The sequence below is a fragment of the Sphingomonas ginsengisoli An et al. 2013 genome, from assembly GCF_009363895.1.
In the GTDB taxonomy this organism is placed as follows: Bacteria; Pseudomonadota; Alphaproteobacteria; order Sphingomonadales; family Sphingomonadaceae; genus Sphingomicrobium; species Sphingomicrobium ginsengisoli.
Genome location: NZ_CP045434.1, coordinates 829,265 through 847,602 on the forward strand (window position 1 = coordinate 829,265; position 18,338 = coordinate 847,602).

10 protein-coding genes are annotated in these 18,338 nt (G+C 68.3%); 5 read left to right on the forward strand and 5 right to left on the reverse strand.

The genetic code is table 11. The features are described 5' to 3' along the window. Nucleotide 1: 1 nt before the first annotated feature. The 3 genes from kdpF to GCU42_RS04005 all read right to left on the reverse strand — a co-directional run bounded on the left by kdpF (nt 2) and on the right by GCU42_RS04005 (nt 2,423). A complete protein-coding gene (gene kdpF, locus GCU42_RS03995) occupies nt 2-91 on the reverse strand; it encodes a K(+)-transporting ATPase subunit F (protein ID WP_114228925.1) in 90 nt (29 codons plus the stop codon). 116 nt (nt 92-207) lie between these two features. Then, the gene (locus GCU42_RS04000) at nt 208-1,482 is read right to left on the reverse strand and encodes an outer membrane beta-barrel protein (protein ID WP_162789347.1); all 1,275 of its coding nucleotides are present in this window, start codon (nt 1,480-1,482) and stop codon (nt 208-210) included. Nucleotides 1,483-1,595: 113 nt separating this feature from the next. After that, entirely contained in the window at nt 1,596-2,423 is an 828-nt protein-coding gene (locus GCU42_RS04005) for a DUF4118 domain-containing protein (RefSeq protein ID WP_162789345.1), read from the reverse strand. A gap of 325 nt (nt 2,424-2,748) precedes the next feature. On the opposite strand from GCU42_RS04005, the gene GCU42_RS04010 reads away from it, so the two are divergent. From GCU42_RS04010 to GCU42_RS04025, 4 genes are all read left to right on the forward strand, one after another. After that, on the forward strand, nt 2,749-4,956 hold the full coding sequence (locus tag GCU42_RS04010) for an autotransporter assembly complex protein TamA (protein WP_240309564.1): 2,208 nt from the start codon (nt 2,749-2,751) through the stop codon (nt 4,954-4,956). Continuing rightward, entirely contained in the window at nt 4,956-9,155 is a 4,200-nt protein-coding gene (locus GCU42_RS04015; RefSeq protein ID WP_114228921.1) for a translocation/assembly module TamB domain-containing protein, read from the forward strand. The genes GCU42_RS04010 and GCU42_RS04015 overlap by 1 nt, the downstream gene beginning before the upstream one ends. After that, complete coding sequence (locus GCU42_RS04020) at nt 9,155-9,349, forward strand: hypothetical protein (RefSeq protein ID WP_114228920.1); 195 nt, start codon at nt 9,155-9,157, stop codon at nt 9,347-9,349. The genes GCU42_RS04015 and GCU42_RS04020 overlap by 1 nt, the downstream gene beginning before the upstream one ends. Nucleotides 9,350-9,423: 74 nt before the next feature. Then, nucleotides 9,424-11,385, forward strand: coding sequence for a TIR domain-containing protein (locus tag GCU42_RS04025; RefSeq protein ID WP_114228919.1), 1,962 nt, complete (start codon nt 9,424-9,426; stop codon nt 11,383-11,385). Here GCU42_RS04025 and GCU42_RS04030 read toward each other — a convergent pair. Continuing rightward, a complete protein-coding gene (locus tag GCU42_RS04030; protein WP_114228918.1) occupies nt 11,382-13,841 on the reverse strand; it encodes a glycoside hydrolase family 3 protein in 2,460 nt (819 codons plus the stop codon). The genes GCU42_RS04025 and GCU42_RS04030 overlap by 4 nt on opposite strands. An 80-nt stretch (nt 13,842-13,921) precedes the next feature. Then, on the reverse strand, nt 13,922-15,097 hold the full coding sequence (locus GCU42_RS04035) for an MFS transporter (RefSeq protein WP_162789343.1): 1,176 nt from the start codon (nt 15,095-15,097) through the stop codon (nt 13,922-13,924). Between the two features lie 236 nt (nt 15,098-15,333). Here GCU42_RS04035 and GCU42_RS04040 point away from each other — a divergent pair, with 236 nt between their 5' ends. Beyond that, on the forward strand, nt 15,334-18,315 hold the full coding sequence (locus GCU42_RS04040; protein ID WP_240309563.1) for a TonB-dependent receptor: 2,982 nt from the start codon (nt 15,334-15,336) through the stop codon (nt 18,313-18,315). Nucleotides 18,316-18,338: the final 23 nt, after the last annotated feature.

An 18,338-nucleotide genomic window follows, 5' to 3' on the forward strand; every position in this document is an offset into this window, starting at 1 on the left:
GTCAGAAGCGCTCCGGCCGGGCGAGCACGGCGATGAGATAGATGAGCAGGCCGACCGCGGTCAGCGCACCGAGGACAAGTTCGAGAGTCATGCGCCGCGCTCCGGGCGGTCGTCGCCGAGCAGGCGGACGTAGATCAAGGCGGCCGCGGTCAGCGCGAGCGCGAAGGTAAGCCAGAGGACATCGGCCATGACGGCGCTCCTTGTTGGTCAGAAGATGATCCCGGCCTCGACAAGGCCGCGGACCTGCGAACGGTGGGAGAGATCGGCGCCGAGCCCGAAGCCGGGCGCCACCTTGGCGGCGCGCACCAGCGACGCCTCGGGCCGGACGAAGAAGATGCCGTGCTGCCAGGTCGGGGTGACGGTCAGTGACCAGGCGCTGCTGCCCGGCCCGTAGACCAGACTCGGCGCGCCATTGGCGGCGCTGCCGGTCGACTTGATCCACTCGGCGCGGGCCGCGACCGCGAACCGGCTGCTCAGGCTATATTTGCCGAGCAATGCGGCGCCGTAGGTCGATACGCTGTGGGCGATGCCGAGCACCGGATCGGCCGGGATATGCCCGACCTGGACATAGGGCTGGAGCGTCAACTTCCCCGCGGTGTGGGTCCAGCTCAGAAAATAGAGCTGCCCGTTGTTGAGGACGGTCGGCGTGGCGAAACTCGCCTTGGTGGTGCGGCCGAGGTTGGCGGCGAGCCCCAGCGTGACGCTGTCGGTCGGGGACGCGGCGTAGCCGATCGTGCCCGACAGCCAGTTGTAGCGCTTGGAATAATAGCCGTCGGTCAGCGCCACCGAGATGCTTAGCCTGCCGGCCGAGACATTGGTCTGGACGCCGCGGTTGATCGTGCTGGTCTGGTTGAACAGCAGTCCGCGCTCGACGTTGAAATTCTGGAACGAGAACGCGTTCTCGGCCCCTTGCAGCGTGTAGAGCTTGCCAATCTGCAGGCTGAAATGGTCGCTTGGAACCAGCTTCACATAAGCGACCGGGACCAGCCCGTAAGTGTCGCGGCTGTAGCGGCGCGCGCCGATTAGCGGAGTGCCCAATGTCGGGATCGAATAGCCGCCAACCTGGGCGTAGAATTGCACCGGCCCCTCGGTCGACTGGACGATCAGTTGGCCATTGGTGAGCAGCCCACGGTCGTGGCGGTCGCCGGGTGATGGATCGGACTGGACTGAGCCGAGGACACTGACGACCCCGCTGATCCCGATCGGCCCGAGTGGACCGCCGTCCACCAGCAACGGCTTGGGGTTGAGCGTGAGCGGGCCAGTCAATGAGGGGCCAAGGACAGGCGGCGGTGTGGCGGGTTCGGACGCCGGCAGGGTGCTTTGCTCGGCCGTCTGCGCCTGCGCCGCACTCGGCAGCAGCGGAAAGGCCAAAGCAAGGACCGTTCCGACGACGGCAGTCGTCAGGTGGCCGGCGCGCGGCGCAGGCTTCATATCGCGCATCGGACGAACGCTGGTCGGACAGAAAGTGACGAGGGCAGGCATGGCGAGCTTCTCCACCGGGCGGCCCACGCCGCCGGTCGGATGCTCCCTTAGGCCGCGCGCCCGTAAGCGTGCGCGAGCGAAGCGCGGTGTTCCGGATAAGAATGGCATAAGGATCAGGCCGCTTGTCCGAGGGGGGCCGGCGCGGACCCGCGAACGCGGCTGAGCGCCAGCGCGACCTGGTCAAGCAGGCTGTCGAGCAGGAGCCGCTGATCGTCGCCGACGGGCGGCGCGCCGTCGTCACGAGCGAGGCCAAGCGCAGCGACCGGCTCACGACCGTCCCCGACCGGAAAGAACGTCCAGTCGGCGGGGTTTAGCCGCGGCGTATCGCGACCGGCGGCTTCACCGCTGCGCAGCGTATGCAGGACCGCCGCAAGGTCGGCCGGCGTGCTCGCCGCCTCGGCTGGACAGACCGACAGCCGGACCGGCTGCGGTGCCCCGCGATAAAGCGCCGCATTGCAGCCGAAGATGGTGCTCGCCTCGGCGCAGGCGGCGTCGGCAATTTCGTTCTCGCTGCTCGCCCCGAGCAATCGGCGCGCGAAGCCCGCGATGGTGGCATTGCGCGCGGCATGAGCTTCCGCCCGCGCCGCCTCGTTGCGGATCGCGGCGGCGAGCTGGCTGGCGACCAGCGCGACGAGGAACAGCACCACGACGTCGACCACATCGGCGGCCGAAGTGATCCGCAGGGTGTGGTAAGGCGCGGTGAAGAAGTAATTATAGGCGAGTGCCGCGCTAACCGCCGCCAGCAACGCCGGCCACACCCCGCCCCAAATGGCGGCGGCAAGGACGGCGGGTAGGAACAGCATGTCGACCGCCGCGCTGCCCCATCGGCTCGCTACCGCGAGCGCAACCAGCGTGGCGAGCGCCACCAGCAACTGACCAAGCGCGATCCCACCGACGGTGGCGAACGGCGAGCGCCTCGGCGCAAACCTCAAAAGGGGCATGGCGGCGGCCTTCCTTCCCGGTGCGTGCATCACTCACGCTCGCACGGCATCTGGGCTGCATCGCCATCAAGGGTCCATGCGGATCGATATGCGCCGACATTAGGAAAGCATAAGGAGCGCGGCCGGGAGACGGTCGCGCGAGGCGTTATTGTTGGGGTCGAAGACCAACCGCCTTCCGCGCATCGGTGTGTCGACTAAGCAACAGCCGCCTTCCATGGGCGCGTCGCCCTAGAGGGGTGCGGAACCTTGCCGAAACCGAGGCTTTGATTGTCGACCGACACGCAAGGGGGATGCCGGCGCCTGCGCGCGCCGGATGTGCAAGGGTTTGGCGTTTAAGATCGTTTCTCGAGGGCAGGCCCGCCTGCTGGCCGGCGTCGCCGCGGTGATCTTGTCGCCGGCTGCCGTGCAGGCGCAGCTGGTCCCGCCGCCGACTGAGCGCCCCCCCTGCCCGCCCGAAGCGTCAAACGTGGCGCCCCCGCCCCCCGGCGCCAATTTGCCATCGGTCGAACCGGTGGTCTGCCAGGGCGAGCTCGACCGGTCGGTCCCGCCCCTCGGCGCCGACGATCCTGCGCTCAACCAGCCGCTCGAAAGTGTCACGGACTTCCACGCCAAGCTCCGTGCGCAGGAAAGTGCGGCGGGGACGGTATCCCCGTCGACCGATCCCGAACTGGCCCAGCCGCTGACCCCGCTTGGCCAATTCGACGTGCGCGAAGTCGATTATGCCCAACCCGAGCCCACCACGGCCGCTCCCGAACTGCGCTACACGGTCCGCCTCGACGGCCTCGCGACGGCGGACGCCGAGACCGAGACCAATCTCACCGGCGAGTTTAATGGCCTCTCCGCCCTGCGCGAAGCCAAGGGCAAGGCGGCCAACGAGGCGCAGCTGTCGGCGCGGCTGACCGAGGACAGCAAGCTACTCCAGCGCATATTGCAGGCCGAGGGTTGGTACGATGCGACGGTGCAGACGCGGATCGATCGCGCTGCGGCGACGCCCGCGCCCGCCAATGGCGCGACCGCGGCCAGCCCGGCTCCGCCAGCGACCGCAGTGCTGCTGGTCTCGCCGGGCGAGCGATATAAATTGGGGTCGATCGCCATCAAGACGGCGCCGACCATCCCGGCCGACCTCGTCACCAAGAACCTCGCGCTCAACGTCGGCGAACCGATCGTGGCCGAACGGATCCAGGGCGCCGAGGCCAATGTCGCGGTCGTCCTGCCGCAGCAGGGCTACCCCTTCGCCACCGTCGGCCAACGCGACGTGCTACTCGACCCCGATACCCACTTGGGCGACTATACGCTGCCGATCGAACTGGGCCCGCGGTCGCGGTTTGGCGGCTTCCGCACGACCGGCAAACAAGCGTTCGACGTTCGTCATGTCGAAGTGCTCGCCCGCTTCAAGCGCGGCCAGCTTTACGACAGCCGCCAGGTCGACGATCTCCGCCAGGCGCTGGTCGCGACCGGGCTGTTCCGAACGGTGGCGGTGGCGCCCGAACGCAGCGGCCAAGCCAACGCCGATGGTACCGAGAATGTCACCGTGCTCGTCACGCAGGATGCGGGGCCGCCGCGAACGCTGGCGGCGAGCGCGGGCTACGGCACCGGCCAAGGCTTCCGGGTCGAGGCGAGCTGGACCCATCGCAACCTTTTCCCGCCCGAAGGAGCGTTGATCGCCACCGCCGTCGCGGGAACGCAGGAACAGGGCGCGAGCCTGATTTTCCGCCGCTCCAACGCGGGCAAGCGCGACCGCACCTTCCAGGGCGGGTTCGAAGCGCTGCGCAGCCGCTACGACGCCTTCGACGCTTTGACCGGGCGGCTGTTCGTGCGGCTGAGCCGCGACAGCACACCGATCTGGCGCAAGACCTTCACCTGGGCGGTGGGAGCCGAGTTGCTCGGAACGGTCGAGGACGATTACGATTTCGATCTCGGGCGGCGGGCCAAGCGCAAATACGGGATCGGCGCGCTGACCGGCCAGGTCGGATTCGACCAGACCGACAGCCTGCTCGAACCGACCAAGGGCTATCGCGCGCAGCTGCTGGTTCAGCCCGAGGGCGCGCTCAGCGACGGTTTCCGCCCCTACTTACGCAGCCAGTTCGACGCGAGCGGCTATTACCCCGTGTCGGACGGCATCGTCGTCGCTGGCCGGGCTCGGCTTGGAACCACGCTCGGCATCGACCGCGCCGACCTCGCGCCGTCGCGGCGTTTTTATGCCGGCGGCGGCGGATCGGTGCGCGGCTACGCTTACCAGCAACTCGGACCCAAGGACCCTGATGGACGCCCGCTGGGCGGATTGAGCCTGGTCGAGGGCGCGGCCGAGGTCCGCTACCGCTTCGGCGATTATGGCGTGGTCGGGTTCGTCGACGCCGGCCAGGTCTACGCCGAGCGTGTGCCGAGCTTCCGCAACCTGCGCGCGGGCGTCGGCATCGGCGGACGCTTCTATACCAACTTCGGACCGTTGCGGCTGGATGTGGCCACGCCGCTCGGCCGAAAGCCAAGTGAGAGCCGATTTAACATCTACATCTCGATCGGTCAGGCCTTCTGATGGCCACGCCCGACGAAGACGTCGTGATCGTCCGCCATCGCTCCAACTGGCCGGTGCGGATCGCCAAGTGGGTCGCGGGCATCCTGATCGGCCTGCTGCTCTTGGCCGCACTGCTGATCGCGGCGATCAACACCGACCCGGGTCGCCGCTTCGTCGCCAGCCGGATCGAGGGCCTGCAATTCGCCAACGGGATGAAGGTCGGCGTCGGGCGGATCGACGGCTCGCTCTACGGTGCGATGACCATCCACGACCTGACCCTGTCCGATCCCAAGGGCGTGTTCTTCGCGGCGCCGCTGGTGCGGGTGGATTGGCGGCCGTTCGCTTACGCCAACAACCACCTCGACATCCGCGACCTGAGCGCCCCGACCGCGACACTGGGTCGGTTGCCCCTGTTCAAGGCAACTCCGCCGAGCAACGCGCCGCTGCTGCCCGACCTCGACATCGACGTCGGCCACCTCAAGGTCGATCGGCTGGTGCTGGGCGCACCGGTGACGGGAGTGCGGCGCGTCGGCTTCCTGGAGGGCCGGGCACATATCGCCGACCGCCGGGCGCAGGTCGCGCTAAACGCCGCCGTGGTGGGGGGCGGAGACCGGCTCGAATTGCTGCTCGACGCGGTGCCCGAGCGAAACCGGCTCGCGCTGACCGCCGCCCTGAACGCACCGGCCAACGGCGTCGTGGCCAAGCTGACCGGCATTGCCAAGCCGCTCCGGTTACGCGTGGGCGGCCGCGGCGACTGGCGACAGTGGAACGGGCAATTGCTCGCCGACCTCGGCGGGACGCCGTTCGCGCGGCTGGCGCTGAGTGCCCGCAACGGCACCTTTGGCGTGAAGGGGCCGACGCGAGTGGCGTCGCTGGTCACCGGGCCAACTGCGGCGTTGCTCGGCCCGATCACCAACGTCGCCTTGACCTCGACCTGGGCGAACCGCCGGGCCGACCTGACCGGGCGCGTGTCGAGCGACGCGTTCGTCCTTGACGCGCGCGGCGTCGCCGACCTCGGACAGAGCCGGTTCGATGGACTCCACCTCGACTTCGGCCTGCTCAAGCCGCAGTTGCTCGCACCCAATCTCGCCGGGCGCGACTTACGCGCGGTGGCGACGCTCAACGGTGCACTGATGCGGCCTGCGGTCGACTATCGGCTGTCGGCGACCACCCTCGCATTCAACGACATGGCTCTGCGCGGACTAGAGGCTGTCGGGACGACCCGCTGGCAAGGTGATCACCTCGCCGTCCCCATCGCCGCGACCGCGCGCGCGATCACCGGGCTCGACACGGTGGCCGGGGGAACGCTAACCAATGTCCGCCTCGACGGCGACCTGGCGGTCGACTGGCCACGGATCGTGTCGGACAATCTGCGCCTCCGCTCGGACCGGATCGACGCCAAGCTGCTGGTCCTCGCCGATGTCGCCAAGGGCTTCTATTCGGGCGCGATCAACGGACGGATCGACAATTACCGGATCGCCAGCCTGGGCGTCTTCAACATCGTCACCAATGCCGATGTGAAGACCGTCGGCCGCAGCGGCTATGCGGTCGTCGGCCGCGTTCGAGCCCAGTCGACCCGGTTGTTCAACGACGGCGTGCGCAACTTCCTCGGCGGCAACCTCCTGGTGTCGAGCAACGTCGCCTATGGCACCGACGGCGTGGTGCGCTTTTCCGGGCTCCGGATGAACTCGCCGCAGCTGCGGGTGACCGACGGCCGCGGCAGCTACAATCCGACCGGGCAGATCAATCTCGTCGCCACCGGCGTCTCGCGGCAATATGGGCCGGTCGGTGTGCAGGTTACCGGCACCGTGGCGAAGCCACGCGCGATCGTCACCGCCGCCCGGCCCGGGCTGGGACTCGGGATCGCGAGCCTCAGGGCCGAGATCGAGGGGACCGGCAGCGCTTATCTGGTCAAGGCGGCCGGACGCAGCAATTACGGCAACTTCACCGCCGATGTCGCGGTGCAGACTGCGGCGGGGCCGCTGACGATCGACATTCGCCGCGCGACCCTCGCCGGTGTCACGGTGCAGGGCCGCGTCCGGCAAACGCCGGCGGGGCCGTTCGCCGGGCAGCTTACCGCGCGCGGCGACGGCTTGGCCGGGCTGGTCCGCCTCGCCGCTGCCGGCAAGTATCAGCAGGCGCTGATCAATCTGCGCGCTCGCAACGCGCTGCTGCCGCCACCGGCCAACATCCAGGTTGGCAGCGCGATCGTCGACGCTCGAGTCACGCTCTACGACCAGCCCGAGATCATTGCCGACGCACAGCTCGGCCAGGCGCGCTTCGGGACCACCGACATCAACGCGCTGCGCACGGTGATCAACTATCGCGGTGGTCGTGGCTTCGCCCGTGGCCTCGCCGAGGGCACTGCTGGCGTCCCCTTCCGGATCGCCTTCAACAGCGCGCTCGAGCCCAATCTCTGGCGCGCCGCGTTGCAAGGCCGGATCAACGGGGTGAACGTGCGTACCGCCAGCCCGGCGCGGATCGTGCCCCACAGCGGCAGCTACGAGCTCCTGCCCACGCGCATCGACTTCGACCAAGGCAGCGCCAGGCTGGCCGGCAGCTACGGCAACGCCCTGCGCCTGCAGAGCCGCATCGACGGAGTCGACTTGGGCCTGGTCAATGTCTTTGCGCCGGGCCTCGGTGTCGGCGGCAAGGCAACCGGCAGCCTCGACTTCGTCCAAGCGGGTAATGCCTTCCCCTCGCTCGACGCCAGCCTCGCCATCCGCAACTTTACCCGCACCACCGCCGCGGCGGTTAGCCGGCCGCTCGACGTCAATCTGGTCGCGCGGCTGGCACCGGGGACCGCCACGCTCAACGCGGTGATGCGGACCCGCAGCACCGTGGTCGGTCGGGTGCAGGCGGCGATCGTGCCGCTCGGCAGCGGCGGCTGGACCCAGCGCATCGCCGGCGCCCCGTTGCGCGGCGGTATCCGCTACATCGGCCCGGCCGACGCGCTCTTCTCGCTCGCAGGACTTGCCGACCAGAGCCTCGCCGGGCCGCTCGGCGTCGCCGCCGATTTCTCGGGACGGGTCGAGCGGCCGGCGCTGCAAGGCGTCGTGCGCGGGCGCAGCCTCACCTACACCAACACCACTTACGGCACCCGGCTGACCAATCTCGCCCTGCAGGGCCGATTCACGGGCGAGCGGCTTGAGATTGACCAGCTCAATGCCCAGGCCGGCAATGGCACGCTGACGGGCAGCGGCTACGTCAGCCTGGCGGCGGCGAGCGGCTATCCCGCGCGCTTCACTTTGTCACTCGACAACGCCCGCCTCGCCAACAGCGACGCCCTGCGGGTGACCGCCAGCGGGAATGTGCAGCTGGTCAAGGACGCCAATCAGTCGCCGGTGCTGACCGGCACGGTGCGGTTGCCTGCGACCCGTTATCAGATCATCCGCCAGGGCTCGGCGCAGGTGCCCGAATTGACTGGCGTTCGGTTCAAGCCTCCGCGCGGCCGCCCATTGGTCACCGGCGATGCCCCGCCGCCCTCGGCCGCAGCCAGCTTTGGCGACGTCCGCCTCGACCTCAACATCGTCGCGCCGGGACAATTGTTCGTCAGCGGCATGGGCCTCGAATCGGAGTGGCGCGCCGACCTTCGCGTGACCGGCACCAGCCAGGCCCCGCGGATCGCCGGGAACATCGACCTTGTCCGCGGCACGCTCGGCTTCGCCGGCCGCTCCTTCGAACTGCAGCAGGGGCAGATCCGCTTCGCCGGTGGGAGCACCACCGACGCCACCATCGCGCTGTCCGCGACCGAGACGATCAGCGACGTCGACGTAACGGTGAACGTCACCGGCAACGTGCTCAACCCGCAGATCGCCTTCTCCAGTTCACCCGGCCTGCCGCAGGACGAGATCGTCTCGCGCATTCTGTTCGGCAATTCGGTCGGGCAATTGTCGCCGATCCAGGCGGTGCAGCTCGCCGCGTCGCTCAACACGTTGCGCGGGTCGGGCGGCGGCCTCAACCCGCTCGGCAAGTTGCGGCAGGTGGCCGGAATCGACCGCCTGCGAATCCTCGGTCCAGACGACACCAGCGGCCGCGGGACCGCACTCGCCGCAGGCAAATATATTAGCAAGAACATCTACCTCGAGGTGGTCACCGACGCCCGCGGCTTCACCGCCACTCAGCTTGAGGTGACGCTGAGCCGGGCGCTGTCGATCCTCAGCCAGGCAGGCGGGTCGAACAGCACCAACGTCAATGTCCGCTATCGGAAGAACTACTGATGGTTCGGCTCGCGTCGCTCTTTGCCATGCTCGCCATGCTGAGCGGATGCGGCGATCGCCGGACGTTCGACGAGCGCTACCGCGACACCGATCGCGCGCTGACTGACCAAGCGCGCGCGCTCGACGCCAACCTCGCCGACGACAATCTCGCCGAGCCGGCGAACGACGCGACGGCGAACGAGGCCCGCCACTAAGGCCTGCACTTGGTCGGGCTTCTCACCCCGCCCGAATTTGCGTAGGTTTTCGGCCATTCGCACCTTGAGGCGCCGTGACCGAAGCGGAATCCATCGCTGAACGATCGCCGGCGGCGTCACCGGTGTTCCTCAGTTACGCCTCGGCCGACCGCAAGCAGGCGCTGGCGATCTGCACTGCGCTCGAACGGCGCGGTCCGCGTTGCTGGATTGCCGCACGCGACGTCCCGCCCGGCGCCAACTATCAGGAGGCGATCGTCCAGGCGCTCCGCAGCGCGCGGGCGATGGTCCTCATCTTTTCCACCGCGGCCAACGACAGCGACGAGATCAAGAAAGAGCTGTCGCTCGCCAGCCGCTACCGAGTCCCGGTGATCGCGGTCCGGATCGCCGAGGTCGAGCCGAGCGACGCCTTCGCCTACGAATTGTCGACCCGCCAGTGGATCGACGCCTTCGCCGGCCGCGACAAGGCGATCGATGCGATTGCCGAGCGGATCGAGCAGCTCTCGGGCGCACCGGTCACCGCTCCCGCTTCGAAACCCGTTATCGCAGGCGCAGCCAAGCGACGCTGGCCCGCTGCCGTCGGCGCGCTGCTCGTCCTTGCGCTGGCGATCGGCGGCGGATTGTGGTGGTGGCTTCGTCCGGCGTCGGCCCCCGCGCACAGCATGGTCGTCCGGCTCGCCGGTTTCCAATTGCTCTCGCCCGACCTGCCCCAGACCATGCGCGCCGCGATCGACACCGAAATCGCCGCCGCCTTCAACGCCGACGGCGTGGTCGGCGTCTCGACCGCCACCTCCCCGCCTCCCGGCAAGACCCCGGCTTATGCGTTGGGGGGCACTCTTCAGCATGAGGGAGAGAGCGTGCGGGTCATCACCCGCCTAATCAACGAGCGGTCCGGGGTCTCGCTGTGGTCCGACAGCTTCAACTATGATGCGAGCGAGACGAGCGAGATTCCGCGCCACATTGCGGTCGACGCGGGCAACGTCGTGCGCTGCGGGCTATTCGGCATCTCGACCTACAAAAGGCCGCTGCCCGACGACGTCATCAAGGACTATCTGCAATTCTGCCAGGGTCACTGGGACCCGATGCTCGAGGAAGGGCGCAAGGCGCTCGTCCCGGCCCAACGCGTGGTCGCCGCCGTGCCCGACTTCTCGTGGGGCTGGGCGGCGGTCGCGGGCGGCTATTGGAAGGTCGCGATGAATGCCCCGGACGATCGCGCGGTCGACGCCGCGCGGGCCGCGGGCCGAGCCGCCGCCGACCGCGGGATTGCGCTCGACCCGACCAACAGCGAGGCGCTCTACATCAAGTCGATGCTGGTGCCGCGCAACGACTGGTTGGCGCGCGACACGCTGCTCCAGCGCGCGGTCGCCGCCCGCCGCCTCGATTGCGGCTGCGAGCATCACCAGTACGGCTGGCTGCTCGCCCAGGTCGGTCGCACCGGCGAGGCGGTCGACCAGCTCCGCCAGGCGGACGATATGCTCGCCCTCTACGTCTATACCGCGGTCAACTTCGCCGACGCACTCGTCCAGGCCGGCAGAACCGACGAAGCGCGGACGGCTTATGAGGCGGCACTACGGCTCGCGCCCGACGCCCACTTCGCCAATCGGCTCGCAGCGGCCGAAGCGGTGGGCACGGGCGACATCAAGATGCTGCAGGATCCCAAACTGCCGATCACCCCGGCGCTGCGGGCGGCGCTGGTGCAGGGCGAAAAGGCTGCGGCGGGCACCGACCCCGCGGCCAAGGCAGCCGCCGCCCAAGCGCTTCTCGCCCTACCCGCCGAGCAGCAGACCGACTGGATCGCGCTGCTGCTCGGCAAGCTCGGCGCCGACCACGCCGCGCTCACCGTCGCCGCCAAGCTGGCGGCCTGGGATTATCCGGGCCCGTCGATTTTCTGGTATCCGAGCATGGCGGGCGCTCGTCGCGACCCCGGTTTCCCGGCGCTCGTCCAGCAAATCGGCCTCGTCGCTTACTGGAAGGCAACCCACACCCGCCCCGACGTTTGCGCCGAGGCCGCCCCCGCAGCCTTCTGCCGCCTGATCTAGGGGCATCGCTGGCTGGCAACTGCTTCTAGCGCGACGCGCTTGATGGTCAGCCCGAAGGCACCGGCAGTGGTGATGCTGGCCGGGCTTTCCACCGCGGTCAGCTTGGCCTTGTCATCGGTGAAGCAGTGCAGCGGAATCGCCAGCTTGAGCGGGCCGGGCTTGCCGAGCAGCGCCGTGGCGTCGCGCTCGATCCCGGCAAAGCCGACGGTGACCTTGGCCGCGGGCGGCTGGTCGACCCGGCCGTCGATCACCAGCGCGAAGCCCTCGAGTAATTCGCGCGAGAGGTCGCTGCGCGGGCCTTCGAACAGCAGCGAACCGGCGCCGGTCCAGCGCACCGCGCGGCTATCTTCCTGCGCGGCGAGATCGACGGAGCGTGAGCGGAGGGCGCCGGTCGGGCTGGCGACCTCGCCGGTGGCGACCGGGCGCTTGCCGCCGTTGTCCATCAACGACAGCGTCCACGGCGCCAGCGTGCGGCCGTCGACGAAATAGCGGTCGAGGTTGAGCGCGGCACTGATGTCGATGCCCGGCGCTTCGGCCAGCCGACCGATCCGCGCCGGGCGCGCATAGCTCTGCCCGTAGCCAAGCGGGAACAGCGGATTGGTCACCGGCGCACGCGCGTCGCGCGGCCAGGGAAAGGCCAGCCGGCCGATAAAGTCGCGTTGCGGCCGGCCGCTGGCGCCCGCCACCAGCACGTCGGCGACGCCGCCGCCCTCGGTCCCGGGAAGCCATGCGGCGACGAACGCGTCCGAGGCGTTGATCTCGGGCGAGACGAACAGCGGACGGCCCGAGAGGAATACCGAGACGACCTTGATTCCCTGCGCGCGCAGGCGCTTGAGCAGAGCGAGATCGGTGCCGTCCTGGGGACGATAGGCGAAGGTCGGGACGTCGCCCTGGAATTCGGCGTAGGGGTCCTCGCCGAACACCACGATCGCGACTTCGGGCCGTTGGCTATACTCCCCCTTGGGCGAGAGCGTCGCCGTGCCGCCGATCTTGCGGACAGCCGCGGCGAGGCCGTCGTAGATCGTCTGGCCGGCGGGGAAGTCGCGCTTGGTCGTGTCAGTGCCCTGCCAAGTGATGGTCCAGCCGCCGGCCTGCTTGGCCATGTTGTCGGCGCCATCTCCCGCGATCAGCACTTTCGAGCCCGGCCGGATCGGCAACAGCGCGCCCTCGTTCTTGAGGAGGACGAGGCTCTCGGCGACCGCCCGGCGGGCAAGCGCGCGGTGCGCGGCTGTCCCGATCCGACCAGGCTCGTCGCGCACCTGGCGCCCGTCGAGCAGCCCGAGCTTCGCCTTGACCCGCAATATCCGCCGCACCGCGTCATCGATGCGCGCCTGCGAAATGTGGCCGGTGCGGACGTCGGCGAGGGTGCTTTCGTAGAGGCCTTTCCAGCTGTCTGGCGCCATGAACAGGTCGAGCCCGGCATTGTAGGATTGCGGGCAATGGGTGGTGGTGCAGCCTTCGACTTGGCCGTGGGCGTTCCAGTCGCCGACGGTCAGTCCTTCGAACCCCATGCGGCCCTTGAGGACGTCGGTGATGAGCGACTTGTTGCCGTGGTTCTTTTCGCCGTTCCAGCCCGAGAAGGAGACCATCACGGTCAGCGCGCCAGCGTCAATCGCGGCGGGGTAGCCGGCGGCGTGGAGACGGATCAGCGTGCGCTCGGGCAGGCTGGCGTTGCCTTGGTCCTTGCCGTGGTCGGTGCCTCCGTCGGCGAGGAAATGCTTGGCGGTCGCGGCGACATGATTGGCCCCGACCGCGCGCCCAGCAACGAGCGGCCCCTGCAGCCCAAGCGTCATCGCGGTGGCATAGCGCGCGACCAGTTGCGGGTCGGACGAATAGCCTTCGTAGCTGCGTCCCCAGCGGACATCCTGTGGCACCGCGAGGGTCGGCGCGAAGGTCCACTCGATCCCGCTCGCGGTGACTTCATCGGCGGTGGCCGCGCCGATCGCTTGGACGAGCGCCGGGTCATGGGTCGCACCGAGCCCGACGTTGTGCGGGAAGATGGTCGCGCCCGGCAGGTTGGAATGGCCGTGAACCGCGTCGACCCCGAACAGGATCGGGATGCCGCCTGCCGCCGCAGAATGGGCGCGGAACTGGCGGACGACCTCGGCCCAGCGGCTGCTGGTGGCGCGCTCGTCGCCAAATGGGCCGCTGTTGCCGCCGGCGAGGATCGAGCCGAGCGGATAGCGGTCGAGGTCCTGCGGGTTGATCGAGCTGATGTCGGCCTGGATCGTCTGGCCGACCTTCTGCTCGAGCGTCATCCCGGCCATGATTTTCGTGATGCGGCGCTCGGTCGCGGCCTCGCTGATCGCCGCGGGGCTGTGCGCGCTCGGCCACAGCGCCGGATGCGCGACGGGCGAAAGACGCGGCGGTGGTGCGGCAAGCGCGGCGCTGCCCACCAGCAGCAGCCCCAGCAAGGGAGAGGCGACTCGCCGGCCTGCGCTTGTGCGATGCTCCATGATACTCCCCCCACCCAGTTCTTGTGAACGTTCACAGAGATACGCCCGCCAAGCGCGCTCTGGCAAGCGCCGTTCGTCGCTCAACGGATTCTGAGGCTGGCCAGCAAGCCCGCCGGGACCAGCATCATCGCCGCCAGCAACCCGAGCAGGCTGGGATAGCCGAACTGCCCGATCACCATTGCGGCCAGCAGCGGCGAGATCAGCGACGGCAGGGTGTTGGTCAGGTTGAAGAAGCCGAGGTCGCGGCCGAAGTGGACCGGGTCGGGCAGTTGCTGCATGGCGAACGCCGAATGGAGCGCGAGGAATCCGTTCGAGCCCATCAGGAACAGGCCATAACAGCAGATCACCGCCGTCCATCCTTGCGCCAGCGCCATCCCCGCGAGCCCGCCGGCGATCAGCGCAAGGGTCGCCAGCAAAGGCGCCTTGCGGCGCGCGGTGCGATCCGACAGCCGACCGATGGTCAATGCGACGGGGATCGCCAGCAACTGCACCCCCGCGTTGGTCCAGGCGTAATCGCCCAGCGACAGATTGCCGCCCGACACGCTGCGCAGGAAATAATAGATGAAGAGGAACAGCAGCCCTTCGGCGACCTGCACGAACAGTCGCGCCAGCCATAAAGTGCCGAGCGTGCGCGCATCGAGCCGGGCCTTCGCCTCTCCTTCCTCGACACGAGTCGTCCGGCCGTAGGCGGGAACCGCGCGGCGCAGCAGCAGCGGCGCGACCGCCAGCGCGACGATCAGCAGCACCAGACCCATCTGCATGCCGAACGCCCCGGGCAGCAACGCCACGCCGATGATCGACATTGCCGCCAGCGCGGGCGCGAACGACAGATAGCCGCCGAGCGCCCCCTTCTGCGTGTCGGCGACGCTGTCGGCGGCATAGGCAGACAGCGGCGCCAACAGGAGGTTGAGCGCGACCTGCCAGCCGACCACCGCCACGATCAGGGCGCGCGGGTCGCCCGCGCGGACGATCGCGACCACGCCAACCGCCGTCGCGAGCAGCCCGACCGCCGCCCAGCGGCGGCGTTGGCGCTCGGCGGCGCGGGGCCAGCGGTCGCTCGCCCAGCCCCACAGGATGTTCGACAGCCCGGCCGCGATTGCCCCGAAGGTCGCGCACAACGCCAGCCAGCCGACGTCGCCTGCCCCCGCGAGCTGGGTGAAGCGCAATGGCAGCAACAGCGTCAGGAATGGGGTGTAGGCAATCGCTCCGCCGGCCCACGCCAGCGCATAAGCGGCGAGAAACGAGCGTGGCTGCAACTGGGCCGCGGGCGACGTGCTGGCGGTGATGACGATTCCCCCGAACGAAAGCTGGCGCCGCCCGGCCTAGCATGGAGCGCGCGAATGGCGAGCGGCGCTGTGGCAGGAAAGTGACAATCGCCGAGCGAGCGCATCCGCGCCAAGCGTCGCTTGACAAAGTGAACGTTCACATTCAGCTTCCATGAATCAAGCGGGAGGAAGCTGCGTGTTCGCGGCTCGCTTGGCAGGAGGGGTGCATGACGAACAGCCGCGACCATTTCATGGCCTTGCTGATGGCCGGAGGATCGCTGCTCGCGATCACGCTGCCGAGCCAGGCGCTGGCGCAGGATGGCACGGTCGCCAACCCCGCCCCGCCCGCCACCGCGCAGGAAGCTCAGGGGACCGACGTCGTCGTCACCGGCATCCGTGCCAGCCTTCGCTCCTCGCGCAACATCAAGCGCGATTCGCAGGGTGTCGTTGACGCGATCTCGGCCGAGGACATCGGCAAGTTCCCCGACACCAACCTCGCCGAGTCGCTGCAGCGCATCACCGGCGTGTCGATCGACCGCACCAACGGTGAAGGCTCCAAGGTCACCGTCCGCGGCTTCGGCCCGGACTTCAACCTCGTCCTCCTCAATGGCCGCCAGATGCCCGCCTCGGGCCTCGGCGACGGTGCCAGCGCGCCGACCTCGCGCAGCTTCGACTTCGCCAACCTCGCCTCCGAGGGCATCGCCGCGGTCGAGGTCTACAAGTCGGGCCGCGCGACGCTGCCGACTGGCGGCATCGGTTCGGTCATCAACATCCGCACCCCGCGGCCGCTCGATCGACCGGGCCTGCGCGGCAGCGTCGGCTTCAAGGCGGTCTACGACACCTCGCGGTTCGAGGGCAGCAAGCTGTCGCCCGAGATTTCGGGGATCGTCAGCGACACCTTCGCCGACAACCGCATCGGCATCCTGGTCAGCGGCTCCTATCAGCGCCGTCGGTCGAGCCAGGCGCAATTTTCGGCGGGCTGGCGCGAGGGTTATCTCGGCAATGAGAACAATTGGGGCTCGCTCGCCATGCCGGGCGACCCGCGTTACGCGAACATCCAGAATCGGCCCGACGCGACCGACATCTATCAGGTGCCGCAGAACGCCGCCTATGACTTCATCGATGTCGACCGCAAGCGCATCAACGGCCAGCTCGTCCTGCAGGCGCGCCCGACCGACAATCTGACCGCCACCGTCGACTACACCTTCTCGCAGAACACGGTCGACGCGCGCACCAACAGCATCGGCGTGTGGTTCAACCACAATAACACCAGCAGCAGCTGGACCGACGGCCCGGTCGCCGGCCCCAACTTCTATGCCGAGAGCTTTACCGCCGGCGAAGCCAAGGACCTCGCGATCACCGGCGCCTATGCCGCCAACCGCTCAATCAACAAGTCACTCGGCGGCAACCTCGCCTGGAAGGGCTGGGGCGGCGCGCGGCTCGAGCTCGACGCGCATCACTCGACCGCCGAAAGCAAGCCGACGACACCGTACGGCAGCAGCATCGCGGTCGGGACCGCCATCTTTGGCGTGCAGAATCAGCGGGTCGACTTCACCACCGACATGCCGGTCATCTCAGTCAGCATGTATCCGGGTTCGGAGATCGCCGCCTCGAACATCCGGCCGTCTGGCAACGCCTTCCGCACGGCTTACATGAAGGACCAGATCAACGAAGCGACGCTCCGCGCGGGCTATGATTTCGACAGCTCGTTCATCAAGAGCATCGATTTCGGCGCGACCTACACCGAGAACAAGGTTCGCTCGGCCTACGGCTTTATTCAGAACGACACGTGGGGCGGCACGCTGTCAGCGGCGCAGACCCCCGACGACCTGTTCACGCTGACCAACCTGCCACACAATCTCGCCGGCATGGATGGCTCGCAGAGCAGCGCGATCATCCCCAACTATTTCCAGATCAACACGGTCGGGCTGATCAACCTGCTGCAATCGCAGCTCAACGTGTGCGCCGCCTCGATCGTCCCCGGGGCTTGCATCGCGGCCTACACCGCCGACCGGCGCATCACCGAGAAGTCGCTCGCGCCCTATCTGCAAACGACGCACCGGTTCAAGCTCTTCAACAATCCGGCCAACCTGCGCCTTGGCGTCCGCTACGAGCGGACCAAGGTCAACAGCACGGCGCTGGTGCCCCTGCCAACCGGCACGACGCTCGTCTCTTTCAACGAGATCACCGTTGTCCAGCCGCAGAACTCGAGCACGTTCACGACGCTCAAGGGCGAGTATCACAACTGGCTGCCGGCGGTCGATTTCGACATGTCGCCGATGCGCGACTTCAAGCTGCGCGCCTCATACAGCCACACGATCACCCGCGCCGACTACGGCCGCCTGCAGGGCGGTCTGACGGTCAACTCGCCGGCGCGGCCAAACGGCGGTAGCACCGGTCAGCAGGGCGATCCGGGCCTGCTGCCTTACAAGTCGAAGAACATCGATCTGTCGGCCGAGTGGTATTACAATCCGCTCAGCTACATTTCGGTCGGCTATTTCCACAAGACCGTCAGCAATTTCATCGGCGACACCACGACCCAGAGCCCGCGCTTCGGGCTGACCAACCCCGGTCAGGGCGCCGCCTTCCTGGCAGCGCGCGCTGCGCTCGGTCCCGACGCATCGTTCGCCCAGGTGCTGAGCTACATCCAGACCAATTATCCGGCGGCTTATGTCGGCGGCGCCGTTCCCGGCATCCGCGGACTGCCGGGCGATCCGGCGCTGGTCTTCACCGTCACCTCGCCGATCAACAGTGACCAGGTCGGGCACCTGCACGGCTTCGAATTCAACATTCAGCACAGCTTCTGGAACACCGGCTTCGGCGCGATCCTGAACTACACGATCGTCAAGAGCGACACCGGCTATCAGAACACGCTGCGCTACACCGAGCCGCAGTTCGCGATCACCGGTATCAGCAACAGCGCCAACGCGGTGCTGTTCTACGACAAGAACGGGTTGCAGGCGCGCGTCGCCTATAACTGGCGCCAGGGCTTCCTGTCCGGCTACGGGTCTGACCCCTTCTACGTCGACTCCTATGGACAGGTGGATGCCAGTGCGAGCTACGAGTTCCGCAAGGGCATCACCGCCTTCGTCGAGGGCATCAACATCACCAAGGCGGACCGCCGCGGGCATGAGCGCGCCAACCAGGCGGTGTTCTTCGCCCAGCCCGGCTACAGCCGCTACAACGCCGGGGTGCGATTCAGCTTCTGATCCGCAGGCTTGCGCCGGCCTGG

What these genes read in the sequence shown, in the direction of transcription:
- GCU42_RS04040 (WP_240309563.1), top strand. Translation starts at nt 15,334, where the DNA reads ATGACGAACAGCCGCGACCATTTCATGGCCTTGCTGATGGCCGGAGGA.
- GCU42_RS04020 (WP_114228920.1), top strand. Translation starts at nt 9,155, where the DNA reads ATGGTTCGGCTCGCGTCGCTCTTTGCCATGCTCGCCATGCTGAGCGGA.
- GCU42_RS04005 (WP_162789345.1), bottom strand. Translation starts at nt 2,423, where the DNA reads ATGCCCCTTTTGAGGTTTGCGCCGAGGCGCTCGCCGTTCGCCACCGTC.
- kdpF (WP_114228925.1), bottom strand. Translation starts at nt 91, where the DNA reads ATGACTCTCGAACTTGTCCTCGGTGCGCTGACCGCGGTCGGCCTGCTC.
- GCU42_RS04000 (WP_162789347.1), bottom strand. Translation starts at nt 1,482, where the DNA reads ATGCCTGCCCTCGTCACTTTCTGTCCGACCAGCGTTCGTCCGATGCGC.
- GCU42_RS04030 (WP_114228918.1), bottom strand. Translation starts at nt 13,841, where the DNA reads ATGGAGCATCGCACAAGCGCAGGCCGGCGAGTCGCCTCTCCCTTGCTG.
- GCU42_RS04015 (WP_114228921.1), top strand. Translation starts at nt 4,956, where the DNA reads ATGGCCACGCCCGACGAAGACGTCGTGATCGTCCGCCATCGCTCCAAC.